This is a genomic window from Janthinobacterium sp. SUN137 (genome assembly GCF_030587265.1).
Lineage (GTDB): Bacteria > Pseudomonadota > Gammaproteobacteria > Burkholderiales > Burkholderiaceae_D > Janthinobacterium > Janthinobacterium kumbetense.
In genome coordinates this window covers 23,645-40,609 of sequence record NZ_JAPWHZ010000004.1, presented here as the reverse complement: position 1 = coordinate 40,609, position 16,965 = coordinate 23,645, and the positions used below count along the sequence as shown (strand labels likewise).

The 16,965-nt window shown below is 64.5% G+C and carries 18 protein-coding genes and 1 tRNA gene; 4 read left to right on the top strand and 15 right to left on the bottom strand.

Annotation, left to right across the window (positions count from 1 at the left end):
- Nucleotides 1–13 precede the first annotated feature (13 nt).
- The 4 genes from O3298_RS20625 to O3298_RS20610 form a co-directional block, all read right to left on the bottom strand.
- Nucleotides 14–2,185, bottom strand: coding sequence for a TonB-dependent receptor (locus tag O3298_RS20625; RefSeq protein ID WP_305060425.1), 2,172 nt, complete (start codon nucleotides 2,183–2,185; stop codon nucleotides 14–16).
- A gap of 92 nt (nucleotides 2,186–2,277) precedes the next feature.
- Nucleotides 2,278–2,622, bottom strand: a complete 345-nt coding sequence (locus O3298_RS20620) for a hypothetical protein (RefSeq protein ID WP_305060424.1) — start codon at nucleotides 2,620–2,622, stop codon at nucleotides 2,278–2,280.
- A gap of 67 nt (nucleotides 2,623–2,689) precedes the next feature.
- A complete protein-coding gene (locus O3298_RS20615) occupies nucleotides 2,690–3,511 on the bottom strand; it encodes a helix-turn-helix transcriptional regulator (protein WP_305060423.1) in 822 nt (273 codons plus the stop codon).
- Nucleotides 3,501–4,046, bottom strand: coding sequence for a YbhB/YbcL family Raf kinase inhibitor-like protein (locus tag O3298_RS20610; RefSeq protein WP_305060422.1), 546 nt, complete (start codon nucleotides 4,044–4,046; stop codon nucleotides 3,501–3,503). Before O3298_RS20610 ends, O3298_RS20615 begins: the two co-directional genes overlap by 11 nt.
- Before the next feature lie 220 nt (nucleotides 4,047–4,266).
- Here O3298_RS20610 and O3298_RS20605 point away from each other — a divergent pair, with 220 nt between their 5' ends.
- Together O3298_RS20605 and O3298_RS20600 are read left to right on the top strand one after the other, a co-directional pair.
- A complete protein-coding gene (locus tag O3298_RS20605; RefSeq protein WP_305060421.1) occupies nucleotides 4,267–5,424 on the top strand; it encodes a PepSY domain-containing protein in 1,158 nt (385 codons plus the stop codon).
- Between the two features lie 90 nt (nucleotides 5,425–5,514).
- Nucleotides 5,515–5,937, top strand: a complete 423-nt coding sequence (locus O3298_RS20600) for a PaaI family thioesterase (RefSeq protein WP_076564607.1) — start codon at nucleotides 5,515–5,517, stop codon at nucleotides 5,935–5,937.
- Between the two features lie 2 nt (nucleotides 5,938–5,939).
- Here O3298_RS20600 and O3298_RS20595 read toward each other — a convergent pair whose 3' ends face one another.
- The 7 genes from O3298_RS20595 to O3298_RS20565 all read right to left on the bottom strand — a co-directional run bounded on the left by O3298_RS20595 (nucleotide 5,940) and on the right by O3298_RS20565 (nucleotide 10,900).
- The gene (locus O3298_RS20595) at nucleotides 5,940–6,635 is read right to left on the bottom strand and encodes an anti-sigma factor domain-containing protein (RefSeq protein ID WP_305060420.1); all 696 of its coding nucleotides are present in this window, start codon (nucleotides 6,633–6,635) and stop codon (nucleotides 5,940–5,942) included.
- Nucleotides 6,632–7,222: a sigma-70 family RNA polymerase sigma factor gene (locus O3298_RS20590; RefSeq protein WP_077398290.1), complete on the bottom strand. Its 591-nt coding sequence runs from the start codon at nucleotides 7,220–7,222 to the stop codon at nucleotides 6,632–6,634. The genes O3298_RS20595 and O3298_RS20590 overlap by 4 nt, the downstream gene beginning before the upstream one ends.
- A 218-nt stretch (nucleotides 7,223–7,440) precedes the next feature.
- Nucleotides 7,441–7,962, bottom strand: a complete 522-nt coding sequence (locus tag O3298_RS20585) for a peroxiredoxin (RefSeq protein ID WP_305053618.1) — start codon at nucleotides 7,960–7,962, stop codon at nucleotides 7,441–7,443.
- A gap of 93 nt (nucleotides 7,963–8,055) precedes the next feature.
- Nucleotides 8,056–8,742 (bottom strand): BON domain-containing protein, encoded by a 687-nt coding sequence (locus tag O3298_RS20580; RefSeq protein ID WP_215410182.1) that lies wholly within the window; start codon nucleotides 8,740–8,742, stop codon nucleotides 8,056–8,058.
- Nucleotides 8,735–9,331 carry a phosphoheptose isomerase gene (locus tag O3298_RS20575; protein ID WP_034752465.1) on the bottom strand — a complete coding sequence of 199 codons (597 nt, stop codon included), beginning with the start codon at nucleotides 9,329–9,331 and terminating at the stop codon, nucleotides 8,735–8,737. Before O3298_RS20575 ends, O3298_RS20580 begins: the two co-directional genes overlap by 8 nt.
- A gap of 57 nt (nucleotides 9,332–9,388) precedes the next feature.
- Complete coding sequence (locus tag O3298_RS20570) at nucleotides 9,389–9,748, bottom strand: YraN family protein (protein ID WP_289899750.1); 360 nt, start codon at nucleotides 9,746–9,748, stop codon at nucleotides 9,389–9,391.
- A 9-nt stretch (nucleotides 9,749–9,757) separates the two neighbouring features.
- Nucleotides 9,758–10,900 (bottom strand): penicillin-binding protein activator, encoded by a 1,143-nt coding sequence (locus O3298_RS20565; RefSeq protein ID WP_305060419.1) that lies wholly within the window; start codon nucleotides 10,898–10,900, stop codon nucleotides 9,758–9,760.
- Nucleotides 10,901–11,107: 207 nt separating this feature from the next.
- Here O3298_RS20565 and rsmI point away from each other — a divergent pair, with 207 nt between their 5' ends.
- Nucleotides 11,108–12,016: a 16S rRNA (cytidine(1402)-2'-O)-methyltransferase gene (gene rsmI, locus O3298_RS20560; RefSeq protein WP_289906072.1), complete on the top strand. Its 909-nt coding sequence runs from the start codon at nucleotides 11,108–11,110 to the stop codon at nucleotides 12,014–12,016.
- Nucleotides 12,017–12,056: 40 nt separating this feature from the next.
- Here the strand turns inward: rsmI and O3298_RS20555 are convergent, their stop codons facing one another.
- The gene (locus O3298_RS20555) at nucleotides 12,057–12,752 is read right to left on the bottom strand and encodes a hypothetical protein (protein ID WP_305060418.1); all 696 of its coding nucleotides are present in this window, start codon (nucleotides 12,750–12,752) and stop codon (nucleotides 12,057–12,059) included.
- A 112-nt stretch (nucleotides 12,753–12,864) separates the two neighbouring features.
- Here O3298_RS20555 and O3298_RS20550 point away from each other — a divergent pair.
- Nucleotides 12,865–12,941 (top strand) — tRNA-Pro (locus tag O3298_RS20550).
- A 105-nt stretch (nucleotides 12,942–13,046) separates the two neighbouring features.
- Here the strand turns inward: O3298_RS20550 and O3298_RS20545 are convergent.
- Genes O3298_RS20545 through O3298_RS20535 form a run of 3 tightly spaced genes read right to left on the bottom strand, consistent with a single transcriptional unit; the run spans nucleotide 13,047 to nucleotide 16,950 of the window.
- Entirely contained in the window at nucleotides 13,047–13,967 is a 921-nt protein-coding gene (locus tag O3298_RS20545; protein ID WP_305060417.1) for a hydroxymethylglutaryl-CoA lyase, read from the bottom strand.
- Between the two features lies 1 nt (nucleotide 13,968).
- A complete protein-coding gene (locus O3298_RS20540) occupies nucleotides 13,969–14,901 on the bottom strand; it encodes a glyoxylate/hydroxypyruvate reductase A (protein WP_305060705.1) in 933 nt (310 codons plus the stop codon).
- A 21-nt stretch (nucleotides 14,902–14,922) separates the two neighbouring features.
- The gene (locus tag O3298_RS20535) at nucleotides 14,923–16,950 is read right to left on the bottom strand and encodes an acetyl/propionyl/methylcrotonyl-CoA carboxylase subunit alpha (RefSeq protein ID WP_305060416.1); all 2,028 of its coding nucleotides are present in this window, start codon (nucleotides 16,948–16,950) and stop codon (nucleotides 14,923–14,925) included.
- Nucleotides 16,951–16,965: the final 15 nt, after the last annotated feature.

Below are 16,965 nucleotides of genomic sequence, written 5' to 3'. Positions count from 1 at the left end.
TCGCGCGTAACTCTTAGAAGCTTGTTGATAAACCCGCATAGATGCTGCGGCGGGCGCCGTACTGCGGCGCTCCCACGCCCACGCCGGAACCGTCGCGCAGCAGGTAGGACTTGTCGAACAGGTTGATCAGGGCCAAACGTCCTTCCACCTTGCCGACCGGCGTATTTTTCCACGTGTGCGTGAGCGCCGTGTTGACGGTGAAGTAACTCGGCAAATGGCCGGAATTCGGCGCGCCGCCATCCGGTGTCATGCGCAGACCGCTGCCATAGAGGAAGTCAGCGCTCACTTGCGAATCGCCGAAGTGATAATGGCCGCCACCGGACAGCGTGTATTTCTGGTCATGATCGAGATAGACATAGTGGCGGCTGATGTAGTTCAACTCATCGGCGCCAAACAGGGCCTGGCCCGAATTGATGTTGCGGCCCTGCGCCTTTTGCGTGCTGGCGTTGAGGAACAGGCCCCAGTTTTTCTCACTGTAGATGGCGGATAATTCCAGGCCCTTGGCGTAGCCATCCGCATAGTTGAACGGCGTCAAAATCAATGCCTGGCCGAACTGGCCTTCGTCGAGCAGGTTGCTGATCTTTTTATAGTACACATCGGCCGTCACGGTCAGTTTCGGACTCACCTGGTGGCTGATGCCCACGTCGTAATAATGCGTGCGTTCGGCCTTGACGTTGTCCGACTGGCTGATTTCCGGCGCATTCGTCGTGTTCGCATACAGGTCGATGCTGCCTTGCGCCGCCAGTTCCTGCGGCGGCGGCGTGAAGTAGCGCGAATAGCCCGCGTGCAGGGCCGTGCCCGGCGCCAGCTGGTAAGCCAGGTTCACGCGCGGACTCCATTGCTGCTCGCTCGTGTAGGCCGAGACCTTGTCGAAACGGGCACCATAGTTCAGGGTCAAGGGTTTGCTGATATGCCATTCATCCTGCAGGTAGAAACTGGCCAGGGTGCCCGTCTTGCCGCTGTTGTCGACGATGGAAATCGGCGTGGTGGCGCTTTGCGCACCGTCCAGCGCCGGGAACACGGCCACCGTGTTGTCGCTCGTCGTCTTCTGGCGCGTGTAGGCCAGGCCGGCGCGCACGGTATGGTCCTGGTGCAACTTGTAGCTGATATCGAACTGGGCACCCGAGGCGCTGTTCGCGCGGCGCGAATCCGACGCCACGCCGTTGTAGATCAGGTCGCCGATGGAGTCCGGCGTGAAGTGCAGTTCCGAATACTGGTGGAAGGCGGACACCTGGTAATTGACGTCGCCCAGGCTCTTTTGCAGCGACAGCACGAGGAAGCGGTTCACTTCGCGCTGGTTTTCATTCAGTTGCGACGACGGCAAGGTGGACGTGCCCGCCTGCGCATCGCTGTGACCGGCCAGCGAGAAGCCCGGCGCCTGGTCCGGATTGTTGGGGATCTGGAAGCGGCCGTTATACGTGCCGAACATGGCGCCCAGGCGCGTGTTGTCATCGAGGAAATACGACAGGCTGCCGAACGATTTGTTCTGGCGCGTCTTGTCGTGCAGGGCGCTGCGCGTGTCCTGCGGGTTTTCCACGCCCAGGGAATTGCCCAGGTAGCTGCCGGACAGGTAGTAATTGAACTTGCCCACGCTGCCGAAAAATTCGGCACTCGGCTCCACGTGGTCGTGGCTGCCGACCATGATGCCGATGCGCCCGCCCGGCGTCATGCCGCCCTCCTTCGTTTCGATGTCGACGATGCCGGCCGTGCGCAGGCCGAACTGGGCCGGCAAGGCGCCCGTCATGAAATCCGTCTTGTCGATCAGGCGCGTGTCGATCGACTGGCCAAAGCCGCTGATGCTTTCCGGCAATTGCACGCCGTTGATGCGGTATTGCACGTTGGCATGATCGTCGCGCACGTGCAGGGCGCCGGAACCCTTCGAATCCTGCGATACGCCCGGCAGGCGCAGCAGTACTTCGTTGAATGGTGTGTTGTCGCCCTGGCCCAGCATGTCGACCATGTGGCTGTCGATGCTGTAGATGGTGGTGCCGACTTTCGGCGACAGCTCGATGCGTGCGCTTTTCAAATGGGCGGACGTGACTTCCACTTTTTGCATCTCTTGCGGCGCAGCATCGGCGCCGGAAGTGGCCGGACTGGCATCCGCGGGCTCGGCGGCATGGGCGGAAAAGCTGAACAGGCTGGCAAGGGCGAGCGACAGCGCGCTCAAGCGTGGTGTGTGTTGCATGGTGAACCTCGAAAATAGTCTACGCCAGGCGGCCCGGCGCGCATGAGGGCGCGGCGGTGCAGCCTGAAAAAAGGATAAAAACAGCGTGGGAACTACAACGAGGCGGCAGGCGGACCGCGCACGGGCGGCAAGATGAGGGCGGCGGCGGGCGCCAGGGTGGCGGGCGCGATGGCCAGCAAGCGGTACGGCAATAACTGGGCGGGCGGCTCGGTAACGGCCGGCGGCACGGCGATATCGGCCACCTTGTCGATGACGGTGGCGCACAGCGCGCACTCTTCCGCGTCGAGGGTCGTCTTGTGCAGGTGCGACGCGGCCGTCGACAGCAGCAACACGAGGGCCAGCGCACTGAACAGCGCCACGCACAGCCGCCACGGCGTGCGCGCGAGGGCGGCGGCACCGTGATGAGCAAGCTTGCAGGTGGGCTGGCGGGAAGACATGGGCGCATAGTAGCAAGAAAATCGCCCCGCTGTCAGCGCTTGTTGCGTCATTTGCGCCGGAGCGAGCTTACAGGGTGGCGCGCAAGTCGCGCGGCGACAGGCCGTAATGCTGGCGAAAACGGGCCGCGAAGCGCGAGGGCGAGGCGTAGCCGCAGGCGGCGGCGATGTCGCCAATGGGTAAGATGCCAGATTGCAATTCTTGCAAGGCCAGGCCCAGGCGCACGTCTTCCAGGATGGCGCGGAAGTGACGTTGTTCCAGGGCCAGCTGGCGGCGCAGCGTGGACGCGCCCAGGTGCAGCTGGCTGGCGACCTTGGCCACGCTCCAGTCGGCGGCCGGGTCCAGCAGCAGCACTTGCTGCACGCGCGCGGCCAGCGGGTCGCGGCGGTCCAGCAGCAAGGGGCCGCAGTGGCCGCCCAGGGCCAGGGCCAGCAGCAAGCCTTCGGCCTGGTGCGCCAGCAGCGCGGGCGGGCTACCGGCAGCCAGGCTGGCCATCAGCTGGTCCCAGGCCAGCGCCGCGTGGTCATCGAGCGGCACGCACAAGCTGGCCGTGGCCGCCTGGCGCAGCTGGCCATCGACGAGGCTGCCATGGCGCGCGCGGAAACGGGCGATCAGGGCTGGCGAAAAACTCAGCACTTCGGCCCGGTAGCCTTGCGTGCCGGGCAGGTTGGCCACGCCCAATTCCTGGCCCGCCGGCATCAGCACCACGTCGTGCGTCCCGGCGCGCGCCTGGCGAGCGCCCCATTCCAGCAGTTTTACTCCCTGCCGCACGCGGCACAGGGCGCTCTGGAAGACGGGTACGCGGCGCAGGGTTTGCGCGCGGCGCGCCTCGATGGTGCCGTGGACGATGCGCAGTTCGCTCAGGGCCACCGCTTCCATCTTATCTTCCATACAGTCCCGTCAGCTGTGCCTTGCCCAGCGCGTTGGCGTTGAGCATGTAGCCGAGCATGGCGCCGCTGGCCTGTTGATCCAGGGGCAGCTTGTCCACGCCCAAGGCCCAGACCGTGATCTGATAGCGGTGCGCCTTGTCGCCGGGCGGTGGGCAGGCGCCGCCGTAGGCGCTGTCGCCGAAATCGTTGCGTCCTTGCATGGCGCCCGCTGGCAGGGTGCCGGCCGTGGCGCCGCCCGGCAAGGAAGTGGTGCCGGCGGGCAGATTGAATACGCTCCAGTGCCACCAGCCGCTGCCCGTCGGCGCGTCCGGGTCGTACAGGGTGACGGCGTAGCTTTTGGTGCCGGCTGGCGCGCCGTGCCACGACAGCTGCGGCGCCAGGTTGCCGCCCGTGCAGCCGAAGCCCTGGAACACTTGCGCAGGAGCCAGGGTCTGGCCAGGGGCGATGTCGGTGCTCGATACCGTGAAATCGGCCGCGTGGGCGCCCAGGTGCAGAGCGAGGCCCAAGGTGGCGGCGAAGAGGCGGGCAGTGGTCATGGTTTTCCTTTCGATGAAGTATAGGGGAAAGTGTATGCCTTGCAACATTCCTATGCGATGCCGATGCGCTCGCTGATGGTGCCGAAACGCTCGGTTTCCTCCAATTCGCGCGTTCTGATGAGCGTGTTGTATGGTTCTTCTCTTTCTTGCCGCACGTGATTTTCACTGCAGGGCTTTCATGCTATCGTTTCGCAGCCCAAAATTCCCAGAGTCCCCCTTCATGTCCAAGCGCCCGATTCCATGGCTGTTAGCCAAGCTGCACCTGTATGCGGGCCTGTGGTTCGGCGCCCTGTTCGTCCTGCTGGGCTTGACGGGGTCCGCCATCGCCTGGATGCCGGAACTCGATGCGTATCTGAATCCTAATTTGTTGCAGGCGAGCACGCCCGCGCCCGGCCAGGTGTTCCAGGTGACGCCGCGCACGCTGCAAGCGGTGGTGGACCAGCTGACTGCCGACCCTGCCTACGGCCAGCCTTCGCAGCTCAATCCGCCCGCCGATGCGCGCGACGTGTACGTGGCGTCGTACCGCCAGGCCAGCAAGCCATCGCCCTTCAGCCAGGCCATCGTGCGCCAGGTGATGGTCGATCCCTACACCCTGCAAGTCAAAGGCGAGCGCGACTGGGGCCGTTTCGGCCTCACGCGCCCGCTGTTGATGTCGGGCATGTTTCATTTGCACCGCTATCTGCTGTCGGGCGACGCGGGCAAGACGGTCACGGGGATTTCCGGCGTGATGCTGCTGCTGATGGCGCTCACCGGCATCTATCTGTGGTGGCCGCGCCTGCAGTGGACGGCGATCAAGCGCGCGCTGACGGTGTCGCATGGCGGTTCCTGGCCCCGTTTTCATTACACGTTTCACAAGGCGGCGGGCTTCTTTGCCGCGCCCGTGCTGGCTGTGCTCGCCTTTTCCGGCATCTATTTCAATTTGCCGCAATTGATCGTGCCGCTGGTGGAGCTGGTGTCGACGGTGCCGGATACGGCAAAATTGAAGAATGTGGCGCAGGACGGCGCCGTGCTCGATGCGGGCCAGGCCATGGCCGCCGCGCAGTTGCTGTATCCGCAGGCGCGCGTGTCGCGCATCGTGCTGCCGGCGAAAAAGGACCAGCCGTATGACGTGCGCGTGCGCCAGCCCGGCGAAATCGCCCACGGCGACGGCGCCACGCGCATCACCCTGGACGCGCGCAGCGGCTTGCCCCTGCGCATACGCGATCCCTTGCGGGCGCCGGCCGGCGATGTTTTCCTCGGCTGGCAATTCCCCCTGCATTCGGGCCAGGCGTTCGGCGTGGCCGGGCGCGCCTTCATTACCGTCTTCGGTTTGATGCCCTTGCTGTTCCTGCTGACGGGCAGTTTGGTGTGGTGGAAACGGCGGCGTGGCCGGAAATAGGCGGTTGCCAAACCGATGCGGGGAAAGTTGCTATCATCATAGTATTTTCCGGCAGATCCGCTGTCCGGATTCACCCGCACAAGGACCAGCATGAGCAATCCCGACATCACCGTAGCAATGTTGAATGAACGCGGCACCGGCCGCCTGCCCGGCCACCTGGGCATCGTCATCACGGCAGTGGGCGACGGCCAGCTGACGGCGGAATTGCCCGTGCTGCCGCACTTGCTGGCGCCGAACGGCTACCTGCATGCGGGCAGCGTGGTGACCCTGGCCGACACGGCTTCCGGCTATGGCTGCATCGTCAACTTGCCCGAAGGCGCGAGCAATTTTACGACCATCGAGTTGAAATCGAACCACCTGGGCACGGCCCGCGAAGGCACGCTCACCTGCACGGCGAAAGTCGAGCACAAGGGCCGCAACACGCAAGTGTGGGATGCCGTGGTGAAAAGCAAGGAAACGGGCAAGACGATTGCCCTGTTCCGCTGCACGCAGATGATTCTGTATCCTAAATAAGCTTAGATTTTCACCCAGTTACCCTTGTACAAGATTGGTCCCGTCGGTCCGTTCGGATCCGGCGAACCGCCTTTCGGCTCCAGGGTAACGGCCAGCAAGGCCACGTCGCTGCCGATGGCGCGCTGCGACAGGGCCAGTTTCACGTTGCCCTTGTCTGCCAGCAAGCCGAGCGAACGTGGGTTGCCGCTCTTCGGCACGGCCCACAGTTCCAGATCGCGATCAGCAGGCACGGGCGCGTTGCCCACCATGCGCACCTCGAGCGCGCCATGGCGGCTGTCGGCCGTCAGCAGCAGGGCTGTTTGCGCTTTCTCGTCCGTCAGGCTGGCCACATAGCTGATCTGCGGCGCATCCATCACGCGCGTGGCCACGACGATCACCAGCAGCGCGGCGATGGCGCTCGACGCCATGCCCAGGCCACGCCAGAACGCCAGCGAATCGTGCAGCCAGGACTTGCCGCCCTGCGGACGCAGGTGCAGGCGCTGCTCGATCTGTTGCCAGACGCGCTTGGGCGCCACCACGGGCGTGGCAAATTCGGCCATCGGTTCCAGGCGCTGGCGCCATTCGGCCGTGATATTGCGCAAGTCGGCGTCGTTGTGCAGCCAGCCTTCGAAACGCCGCCGCGCGCCCCCTTTCAGGGTGCCCAGCACGTATTCGGACGCCAGTTTCTGGCGCAGCACGTCATTGCCGCGGATATTCATGATGCCTCCCGTTTCGCCAGGCACGTGCGCAGCCGTTCCAGGCTGCGCCGTATCCAGGTCTTCACGGTGCCGATCGGCAGCGACATCTGCTGCGCCACTTCGCTATGCGACAGGTCGTGATAGAACGCCAGGGCGACCACCTGCCGGTGCAGCCCTTCCAGGGCGGACATGCAAAACGCCAGCGCCTTGGCGTCACCGCTCAGTTGCAGTGACTCGATCGGCGTGGCCTGGGGGTCTCGGAGTGCATTCATGACTTCGCTATCAAACTGTTCGGCATCGATTTCCACGGTATCGTCGCTGCGCCGCAGCACATCGAACGCCTTGTTGCGCACGATGGTGGCCATCCAGGTCATCGGCGCCGCCAGATGGCTCTGGTAAGCGGCGGCGTTGTTCCAGATGGCGACGAACCCCTCTTGCAAGGCTTCTTCAGCGAGCTCTTGCTTATGCAATATACGCAGCGCGAAGCCAAACAGTTTCGATGAGGTGGAGTTATATAGCTGGCGGAACGCGGTGGCGTCCTTGTTACCGGCGGCGAGCAGCCAGGTTTTCAGTTGCTGCGGGTCGAGCGATTGGGCGGCTGGGGACACGGCTGGCCTTCACAAGGTGAGTGGGATCACGCAAGGGAAGGTTATAACAGATTGGCAACACCTGGCAACAGGGTTTTGTATGGTGCTCCCCTCGTCTTCAACGCCTCACAGAAGCGTAGCGAGCGGAAGTGAGTTGCGGCAGAGAAGCGGAACTGTGCTTGAGCACAGTGAGCATCGCAGGCTGCAAATCGCGACGCGCAGTAGCTTATGTGAGACGTTTAGCCGGCGATGGCGGATTCGAGCAGCTTGTGCAGTTCAGCGAATTCCGGCTTGCCCACGTAGCGCTTGAGGATCTTGCCCTGTTTGTCCAGGACGAAGGTGGTGGGCGTGAGGGCCACGTCGCCGTAGGCCTTGGCCGCTTCGCCCGTCACGTCGAGCGCCACCTTGAACGGCAGCTGGCGCGTTTCGGCGAAGTTCAGCACGTAGTTGGCCGGATCGTATTTCATGGCCACGGCCACGAATTCCAGTCCCTGCCCCTTGTACTTGTTGTAGGTGTCGACCATTTCCGGCATTTCCGCCACGCAAGTCGTACACGAGGTGGCCCAGAAATTGACCATCACCACCTTGCCGCGCAGGCTGTTTGACGTGATTTTCTCGCCATGGATGCCGTGGAAGGTCACGTCCGGCGCGCTTTGCTTGTCGTTCAGCGACAGATAGCCGGCTGCTGCCACGCCCGCCACGAAGACGGCGATCAGGGCTGGCTTGATCCAGGACTTGCTTGCGGATGGCGAAGTTGACATGGTTTTCACTTGAAAAGCGGGGCGATGCGGCCACGATGCGACTATTATAGCCACCGCATCGTCGGCGCGCCCTAGGTCGGATGGCGGAGGCGCTTACTGCTGGACCGTATCGCTGACGGTGTTCGTCGTGCGCTGCTGCGGCGGGTCCGGCTGCAATTGCTTCAGTTCCGCTTCCGAGATGTAGTCGAACAGCTTGACCACTTTCTGCACGCCGCCCACGCCGCGCGCCACGTCGGCCGCGACCGTGCCTTCGCGCTGGGTCACGCGTCCCATCAGGAAGACGGTGGCGTTCTCGGTGACGACCTTGAACGAGGCCGCCGAGATGGTTTTCATGTCGACCAGGCTGGCCTTGACCTTGGTGGTGATCAGCGCATCGTTCGAGCGCGAGGTATAGCTGGCCGGGCCGGCGATGATCAATTCATTCGCCACCGATTCCACGCCCTCGATATTGCGCACTTCGCGCTCGACGGCATTTTTCATCGCCTCGTCGCGCACTTCGCCCGTCAGCAGGACGCGGCGGTTGAAGCTGGTGACGTTCACGTGGCCCACGTCGCCCACGATGGAGGGGATGCGCGACTCGCCTTTGAGGGCGATCGACTTGTCTTCGGTCTGCGCGCCCAGGGTGCGGCGGTCCGCTGCGGCCACGCCGCCCATCACCGCGCCGCCGACCATCAATTCGATGCAGCCGGTGAGCGAGGTAAGCATGGCGCCGCACAGCAGTGCGGTGGCCAGCGGGCGTTGTACGCGTTTCCAGCCTGGGCCAGTACCGAATTTAGTCATTCACGTCTCCTCCGAATAGGGCGACATCGATGCCGTCGCAGATGCAATGTATGGTGGTCAGATGGACTTCCTGGATGCGCGCCGTGCGCTCGGCCGGCACGCAGATATGCACGTCGGCGTCCGTCAGCATCTTGCCGATGGCGCCGCCGTCCTTGCCCGTCAGCGCCACGACGCGCATTTCGCGCTCGAGCGCCGCTTCCACGGCCGCCATCACGTTGGCCGAATTGCCCGACGTGGAGATGGCCAGCAGGATGTCGCCAGCCTGGCCGAATGCCTGCACCTGCTTCGAGAAGATCTCGCGGTAGCTGTAATCGTTCGCCACGGCCGTCAGGATGGACGTATCCGTCGTCAGCGCCAGGGCCGGCAGCGGAAAGCGTTCGCGTTCGAAGCGTCCGACCAGCTCTGCTGCGAAATGCTGGCAGTCGGCGGCGGAACCGCCGTTGCCGCAGGCGAGGATCTTGTTGCCGTTGGACAATGCATAAAACATCAGGTCGATCGCCTGCGCAATCGGTTGCGCCAGTACGGTGGCGGCCTGGATCTTGAGTTCGGCACTTTCGTGGAAGTGCGAGAGGATGCGTTGATTATTCATAGTCTGCCGATTATAGTGCAGGCGCGCGGCATGGCGGACAAGCACTGTTAAAAATGCTTACATATCGAGGATGTTCTTCAGCCAGCTGATGCGCCCGCCATCGATGGCCAGCGCGTCGAAGCGGCATGGCGGCAGCGTTTTTTGTCCCAGCAGCCAGGTTTGCGCGGCCAGCACCATGCGCCGCTGCTTGGCCGGCGTGATGCTGGCCAGGGCGCCGCCGTAGGCCGTACTGCTGCGCAGCCGCACTTCGACGAAAACGATGGCGGCGCCGTCGCGCATGATCAGGTCGAGTTCCCCGCCCTTGCACAGATAGTTGCGTTGCAGCAGCACCAAGCCTTGCAGCAGCAGATACGCGAGCGCATCGTCTTCTCCTTGCCGTCCCCGTTCCCGTTTGTTCCAGAAAGCGAAGGGCGGCATGGCGTGTCCTTATTGCGCTGCCGGGGCCGGCGGCCAGGTACCCAGCACGCCCTGCTGGTAGGTGGCGGCCTGTTCCGTGCGTTCGAACACGCTTTGATCACCGTCAAAGCGCACGGCCAGGCGGCCCGTCACGCCATCGAGGGTAAATGGCGCGTTCGGCCGCAGCGCCACTTCGCGCGCCACGCGGAAGGCATCGATGCCCAGCGCGTACAGGCGTTCCATGTCGGCCGTCAGCCGGCGTTCGGCGGGTTGCTCGGGCTGTGGATACACCATCACTTGCGGATGGTCGCGCTGCACTTGCCATGGCAAGTCCAGCAGGCGCGCGCCGTCGAGTTCCGGGCCGCTGGCGCCGCGTCCGGCGCCGGGATTCAAGGACGAGGTGCCATACAGCGGCAGATCGCTGCCGATGGCCACGCGCAGCTGGCGCGCCTGGTCGGCGTCGAGCGCGGCAAACAGCAGGCCCGGCGGCGTGGCGGCCAGGCGCGCGCGCAGCTGCACCAGCTCGGCATCGCTCAGGTAGCCATTCGTGGCCGTCAAGTCCATGGTTTCGATCTTGCCGCCCTGGCGCAGCCATTCCTGCTTGAAGGCGGCGCTGATGCGGCGCTGCGAGGGCGAACCGGCCGACAGGACCAGCGCGCTGGCGCCCGGCTGTTCGCTGGCGGCCCAGGCGGCGACCTGGCGCGCTTCCGCCTCGATCGACAAGCCCATCACCAGCAGCTTGGCCGGCAGGCGCGCGTCGCCGCGGTTGTCCGGGTGGTTCAGGGCGATCGTTGGTTTACGCACCAGGTCGCTGTTCGCCACGGCCGTGACGGCCGAACGCGACAAAGGCCCCACGACGATGTCCTGTTCTTCCTGCGCTTGCGCAAACTTGTTCAGGACGTCGCTGCTGCCATCGCCCGTATCGATCACCGTCACTTCAAAGCCGCTGCGGTCGCGTTCGTACGCAGCCATGAAGCCGGCGCGCAGCAATTCGGCGGCCGGGCCCAGGGAAGCCGAGCGCAGCGGCAGCAGCAGGCCGATGTGGTGGACATTGCCGTCGGACGGCGCCGGCGCCGTGGCGGCCGGCATGTCGAGTGGCGTGCCGGTGGCCGGTTTGTTCTTGATGGGTGTCAACGGCGCGCCGTTGCCGTCGTACGCGGTAATATCGGGCACGGCCACGGCGAAAGTGACGGGTTCGGGCGCGGGCGGCTTCGGCGGCAGGGGCAGCGGCTTCGGTGGCGGCAGCGCCCTTGTGTTAGATTCAATAGGCGCGCACAATTGCCCGGGCGCGTCGCAAGGCGTGCTGCAAGCGCTCAGCATGCCGGTCGCGGCACAAACAAGCAGTAACTTCACACTATTAGCAAGCATTTAACCTCCAAAATGACCGTACAAGAAATCAGTTCCATCGCCAGCCTGCCCATCATGACAGAGGCGGCGCACCAGGTCTATCCTATCGCAACATTGTATATAGTGGCCACGCCGATCGGCAATGTGACCGATATCAGCCTGCGCGCGCTGCATTTGCTGAGCCTTGCCGATGCCGTCGCCTGTGAAGATACGCGCAATACGGCGCACCTGCTGACGCGCTTTGGCTTGAACAAGCCGTTGATTGCGGCGCATCAACATAATGAACGCGAAGTGGCGCAAACTTTGATTGCCCGCCTGCACGCCGGCGAGCGCATCGCCCTCGTCTCCGACGCCGGCACGCCCGCCGTGTCCGACCCGGGCGCGCGCATCGTCGACGCCGTGCGTGCGGCCGGCTTGCGCGTGCTGCCCCTGCCCGGTCCATCGGCGGCGATCACGGCCATTTCCGCCAGCGGCTTGCTGAATGACCAGTTTTACTTTGTCGGCTTCCTGCCAGCCAAGGCCAAGCAGCGTGAAAACATGCTGCACAGCCTGCGCGGCGTGACGGCCACCATGGTGTTCTATGAGGCGCCGCACCGCATCCTCGATTGCGCCACGGCCCTGGCGGCGGCGTTCGAGCCGACGCGCCAGGTGGTGTTCGCGCGCGAACTGACGAAACTGTTCGAGGAAATCCACCGCTGCCCCCTGTCCGAGGCGGAGGCGTGGATACGCGCCGACGCGCACCGGGAAAAGGGAGAATTTGTCGTCTTGCTGGAAGGCGCCACGGAAGCGCAGGACGCGGAAGACGTGGAAGCGGAACGCATCCTGAATATTTTATTGGCCGAATGCAGCGTCAAGCAGGCGGCGAATTTGACGGCGCAGATCACGGGCCGCAAGAAAAACGCCCTGTATGAGCGGGCGCTGCAGTTGAAGGGGCAGGAATAATCTGATGGTGGCATACCCATGATGGGGTGTTGCTAAATAATCACCACTTGCAGCCGCTATCCTTCTTGTCGAGCAGCATCAGCACGGGCGCCAGCAAGCCCGCGCCAGAATAGGCGGTGCGGCAATCGCCGCGCTTGCCTTGTGCGATGTCGCGCGCCAGCTGGGTTTCCGTTTGCAGCGGCTTGTCGGGGATTTGCCCCACGGCCGTGCCCACCTTGGACGGATCGCGTTCGCCCGCCATCTTGCGCGCCGTCCGCCTGGCCGCGTCCATGTCGAATTTCGGTGTTTCCGGGGTTTCTTGCCTGAAGGTATCGGCACTGGCCGCCGGCGTGGCCGGTGCTGCCGGGACGACCGTGATGGCTTGCGGACCTGGCACGGGCGCCGTCGCCGCCGCCGGCGTTTCCCGGACCGTGGCGAGTTTCGGCTTGCTGATGGGCTTGGGTTCGCGTTTCGGCTTGACCACTTCGACGGGCGGCGGAGGCGGCTTGGCGGCCAGCGGACGTATCCACACGGCGATCGATTCCACGCGCGGGGCCGTGTCCATCCGCGCGGCCGGCTGCACATGGCGCCACAGAGTGATCAAGGCGCCATGCAGCAGCAGGGACACGGCGATGCCCAGCACGATGCCGCGGCGGTTCGGCAGGGGCCGGCCACCGTCGCTTCTTTCTATCCTGAACTCCATTGCCGTCGTCACCTTCATGTCTGATCGGGAAAACTTGCCAAGCCAGTGTCGCATACTTCAATCGTTTTGAAAAATACATGGGTTCCAGTGCCGCGCGTAAATAATTTACACAGAGTTTCACCTGACCCTTGACCGAAGTCGATACGGCCTGTATTATCTTGGTCTTCGGAGTGTGGCGCAGCCCGGTAGCGCACCTGGTTTGGGACCAGGGGGTCCAAGGTTCGAATCCTTGTACTCCGACCAAATTTGTAGAAAAAAACCCAAGAGTTTAGGCTCTTGGGTTTTTTTTCGTCTGTAGCGCCTGCGGCGCGAGGCCGGCAGCAAAAAGGGGCCGCAGCCCCTTTGCAATTACCCCAGGCGTTTCGCCGCAATGGCGTTTCCCGCCCGGCTCGATCCTTTGCGCCCCAGCTGCTGCGAGATGAACTGCCCCGCATCGACGACCAGGTCCAGGTCGATGCCGGTGGCAATGCCCAGCCCCTGCATCAGGTACAGCACGTCTTCGGTGGCCACGTTGCCGGTGGCGCCCTTGGCGTAGGGGCAGCCGCCCAGGCCGGAGACGGACGAGTGATAGATCGCGATGCCCGTTTCCAGGCTGGCGTAGATATTCGCCAGCGCCTGGCCATAGGTGTCGTGGAAGTGGCCGGACAGGCCTCCCACGTGGAAAGCCTGGATCGCGCGCTCCATTACCGCCTGCGTCTTGCGCGGCGTGGCCACGCCGATGGTGTCGGCGATGTCGATTTCGTCGCAGCCCAGGTCGCGCATGCGTTTCACCACGTCGGCCACGGCGTCGAGCGGCACGTCGCCCTGGTAGGGGCAGCCGAAGGCGCAGCTGATGCTGCCGCGCAGGCGCAGGCCGTGTTCCTTGGCCGCTTTCGCCACGCCTTCGAAGCGGGCGATCGATTCGGCGATGGAGCAGTTGATGTTCCTTTGCGAGAACGCCTCGGAAGCGGAGCCGAAGATCACCACTTCATCGGCCTGCGCCGCCAGCGCGGCATCGAAACCCTGCATGTTCGGTGTCAGCGCCGAGTAAATCGTGCCGGGGCGGCGTGCGATTTTCTCCATGACTTCCGCGCTGGTGGCCATCTGCGGCACCCATTTCGGCGAGACGAAGGACGCCGCCTCGATATTGGCGAAGCCGGCCAACGTCAGGCGGTCGACCAGTTCGATCTTGACGGCGGCGCTGATGGTTTCCTTCTCGTTTTGCAGGCCGTCGCGCGGACCCACTTCGACGATCTTGACCTGCTTGGGCAGACTGGTAGTAGGGTTCATCTCAATATCCTTGCAAACGGTTGACGATGCCGGCGACAGAGTCGCCGGCGTGCAGGCGGCGCATTTTGGCGGCGATTTGCGCCACGCTTTCGCGGCGCAGGGTGGCGGCCGAAATATGCGGCGTGATGGTGATGCGCGGTTCTTGCCAGAACGGGTGCTGCTGCGGCAGCGGCTCGTTGCGGAACACGTCCAAGGTCGCTCCGGCGATGTGCCCGGAGCGGATCAGGGTCAGCAAATCCGGTTCGGCGAGATGCGCACCGCGCGCCACGTTGATGACGTAGGCGCCCGGCAGCAGCATCGACAGGCGCGCGCGGTCGAGCAGGTTGTGCGTGTCCGGCGTGAGCGGCAGCATGCAGACCAGCACGCGCGTGCCGCGTAAAAAGGCTTCCAGCTCCTCTTCGCCCGCAAAGCACTGCACGCCATCGACGTGTTTCTGGCTGCGGCTCCAGCCGCGCAGGGGGAATTCGAACTGCGCCAGCGCTTGCAGCACGCGGGTGCCCAGCACGCCCATGCCAAGCACGCCGACGGGGAAATCCCCCTTGTCGAATGCGGGCAGCGGTTGCCAGATGCCGGCGCGGCCCTGCGCCTCGTAGTCGTCGAAACGGCGGAAGTGGCGCAGCACGGCGTGGCTCACATATTCGGCCATCTGCACGCCCATGCCTGCGTCATCGAGGCGCACCAGCGGCACGTGGGCCGGCAGCGCGTCGCCGAATTTCAGCAGCGCGTCGACGCCCGCGCCCGTGTTGAAGATGGCTTTGACTTCGCTCAATACGGGCAGCATGGCGGCGGGCGGCTGCCACACGACGGCATAGTCGTAGGGCGCGAACGACTCGCCCTCGCGCCAGAAGACAATCTCGGCTTCGGGCAGCAAGTCACGGAAGTCGCTGATCCACGCCGCTTCCTTGCCGTCCGCGCGCTGTAACAGGATGCGCATCGAGGTTTCCAAGAGCGCTCCTCAGGCGGCGGCCTTGAAGGCCAGCAGCGGCGCGCCATCGGCCACCTGGTCGCCGACCGCGTACAGCACCTCTTCCACCAGGCCGTCGTGCGGCGCGGCGATCGTGTGCTCCATCTTCATCGCTTCCATGATGACCAGCGGCTCGCCCTTCTTGACGTCCTGGCCTTGGTTGACCAGCACGGCGACGACCTTGCCCGGCATCGGCGCCGTCAGGCGGCCGCCTTCCGCTTCCGTTTCGCCCGCATGCGCCATCGGGTCGCTGTAGTGCAGGGTGTGGTGCAAGCCGCTGGTGAACACGTGGAATTGCTCGCCGTCGCGCAGCACGGTGCCATGCACGGCACGCTCGCCCAGCTTGATGTGCAGCTCGTTGCCTTTGCGCGCCGTCAATGTCAGGGGCTGGCCGTTGAACAGCCAGCCATCCGTCTGGTAGGCGATGCGCGCGGCATAGGCCTTGCTGTCGCCGGCCAGCGCGAATTCGTCGGCAAATGCCAGGCTGCGTCCCAGGGTGCTGTTCAAGCGCCAGCCCAGGGCATTGCCCCATGGGTCGGCGCGGTTGGCCGATTGCGCTTCGGCGGCCGCTTTTTCTTCCAGCAGCAGGGCCACGGACGCCAGCGCCAGGGCCGTGTCGGGCGCCGCCTGCAGGGCGGGGAACAGCGACTCTTGATTGCGCTCGATCAAACCCGTGTCCAGGTCCGCGCTGGAAAATGCCTGGCCTTCGACCAGGCGTTTCAGGAAGGCGATATTGCTGGCGAGGCCGACGATCTGGTATTCCGACAGCGCTTGCGCCATGCGCGCCAGCGCTTCGCGGCGGTCCGCGCCCCAGACGATCAGCTTGGCGATCATCGGGTCGTAGAATGGCGAAATGGCGTCGCCTTCGCGCACGCCCGAATCGATGCGCACGGACGCCGGCACGACCGTGCCACCCAGTTCGAACGTGACGGCCGATGGCGACTGCATGTGGCGCAGGGTGCCGATCGACGGCAGGAAGCCCTTCTCCGGATTTTCCGCGTAGATGCGCGCCTCGATGGCGTGGCCGTGGATCGCCAGTTCGCTCTGTTTTTTCGGCAGCGGCTCGCCAAAGGCGACGCGCAACTGCCATTCCACCAGGTCGGTGCCGGTGATCATTTCCGTCACCGGATGCTCGACCTGCAGGCGCGTGTTCATCTCCATGAAGTAGAACGAACCATCCTGGTTGGCGATGAATTCCACCGTGCCGGCGCCCACGTAGCCGACGGCCTTGGCGGCGGCGACGGCCGCTTCGCCCATGGCTGCGCGGCGCTCGGCCGGCATGCCCGGCGCCGGCGCTTCTTCCAGCACCTTTTGATGGCGGCGCTGCACCGAGCAATCGCGCTCGAACAGGTAGATGCAGTTGCCGAACGTGTCGGCGAACACCTGGATTTCGATATGCCGCGGGCGCGACAGGTATTTTTCGGCCAGCACCTTGTCGTCGCCGAAAGAGCTGATCGCTTCGCGCTTGCACGAGGCCAGCGCGGCCTTGAAGTCGGCGCTGTTGTCGATGACGCGCATGCCCTTGCCGCCGCCGCCGGCCGAAGCCTTCAGCAGGACGGGGTAGCCGATCTTGTCGGCTTGCGTGTGCAAAAAGTCCGCATCCTGTTCCTCGCCATGGTAGCCGGGCACCAGCGGTACATTCGCCTTTTCCATCAGCGACTTGGCGGCCGATTTGGAACCCATGGCGCGCATGGCGGACGCCGGCGGGCCGATGAAGACGAGGCCCGCCGCGTGGCAGGCGTCGGCGAAATCCGCGTTTTCGGACAGGAAGCCGTAGCCGGGATGGATCGCCTGCGCCCCTGTCGCCAGCGCCACGGCGATGATCTTGTCGCCGCACAGATAGCTTTCCTTGGCCGGCGCGGGGCCGATCAGGACGGCTTCGTCGCACACGGCGACGTGCTTGGCGTTGGCGTCCGCTTCCGAATACACGGCGACGGTCTGGATGCCCATGCGGCGCGCGGTAGCGGCGACACGGCAAGCGATTTCGCCGCGGTTGGCGATCAGGATTTTAGTGAACATGGTCTCTCTCTTTGC

Coding starts and splice junctions, on each gene's coding strand:
- O3298_RS20625 (WP_305060425.1), bottom strand. CDS start 2,185: ATGCAACACACACCACGCTTGAGCGCGCTGTCGCTCGCCCTTGCCAGC.
- O3298_RS20620 (WP_305060424.1), bottom strand. CDS start 2,622: ATGTCTTCCCGCCAGCCCACCTGCAAGCTTGCTCATCACGGTGCCGCC.
- O3298_RS20605 (WP_305060421.1), top strand. CDS start 4,267: ATGTCCAAGCGCCCGATTCCATGGCTGTTAGCCAAGCTGCACCTGTAT.
- O3298_RS20615 (WP_305060423.1), bottom strand. CDS start 3,511: ATGGAAGATAAGATGGAAGCGGTGGCCCTGAGCGAACTGCGCATCGTC.
- O3298_RS20600 (WP_076564607.1), top strand. CDS start 5,515: ATGAGCAATCCCGACATCACCGTAGCAATGTTGAATGAACGCGGCACC.
- O3298_RS20585 (WP_305053618.1), bottom strand. CDS start 7,962: ATGTCAACTTCGCCATCCGCAAGCAAGTCCTGGATCAAGCCAGCCCTG.
- O3298_RS20570 (WP_289899750.1), bottom strand. CDS start 9,748: ATGCCGCCCTTCGCTTTCTGGAACAAACGGGAACGGGGACGGCAAGGA.
- O3298_RS20555 (WP_305060418.1), bottom strand. CDS start 12,752: ATGCGACACTGGCTTGGCAAGTTTTCCCGATCAGACATGAAGGTGACG.
- O3298_RS20545 (WP_305060417.1), bottom strand. CDS start 13,967: ATGAACCCTACTACCAGTCTGCCCAAGCAGGTCAAGATCGTCGAAGTG.
- O3298_RS20535 (WP_305060416.1), bottom strand. CDS start 16,950: ATGTTCACTAAAATCCTGATCGCCAACCGCGGCGAAATCGCTTGCCGT.
- O3298_RS20610 (WP_305060422.1), bottom strand. CDS start 4,046: ATGACCACTGCCCGCCTCTTCGCCGCCACCTTGGGCCTCGCTCTGCAC.
- O3298_RS20540 (WP_305060705.1), bottom strand. CDS start 14,901: ATGCGCATCCTGTTACAGCGCGCGGACGGCAAGGAAGCGGCGTGGATC.
- O3298_RS20575 (WP_034752465.1), bottom strand. CDS start 9,331: ATGAATAATCAACGCATCCTCTCGCACTTCCACGAAAGTGCCGAACTC.
- O3298_RS20580 (WP_215410182.1), bottom strand. CDS start 8,742: ATGACTAAATTCGGTACTGGCCCAGGCTGGAAACGCGTACAACGCCCG.
- rsmI (WP_289906072.1), top strand. CDS start 11,108: ATGACCGTACAAGAAATCAGTTCCATCGCCAGCCTGCCCATCATGACA.
- O3298_RS20595 (WP_305060420.1), bottom strand. CDS start 6,635: ATGAATATCCGCGGCAATGACGTGCTGCGCCAGAAACTGGCGTCCGAA.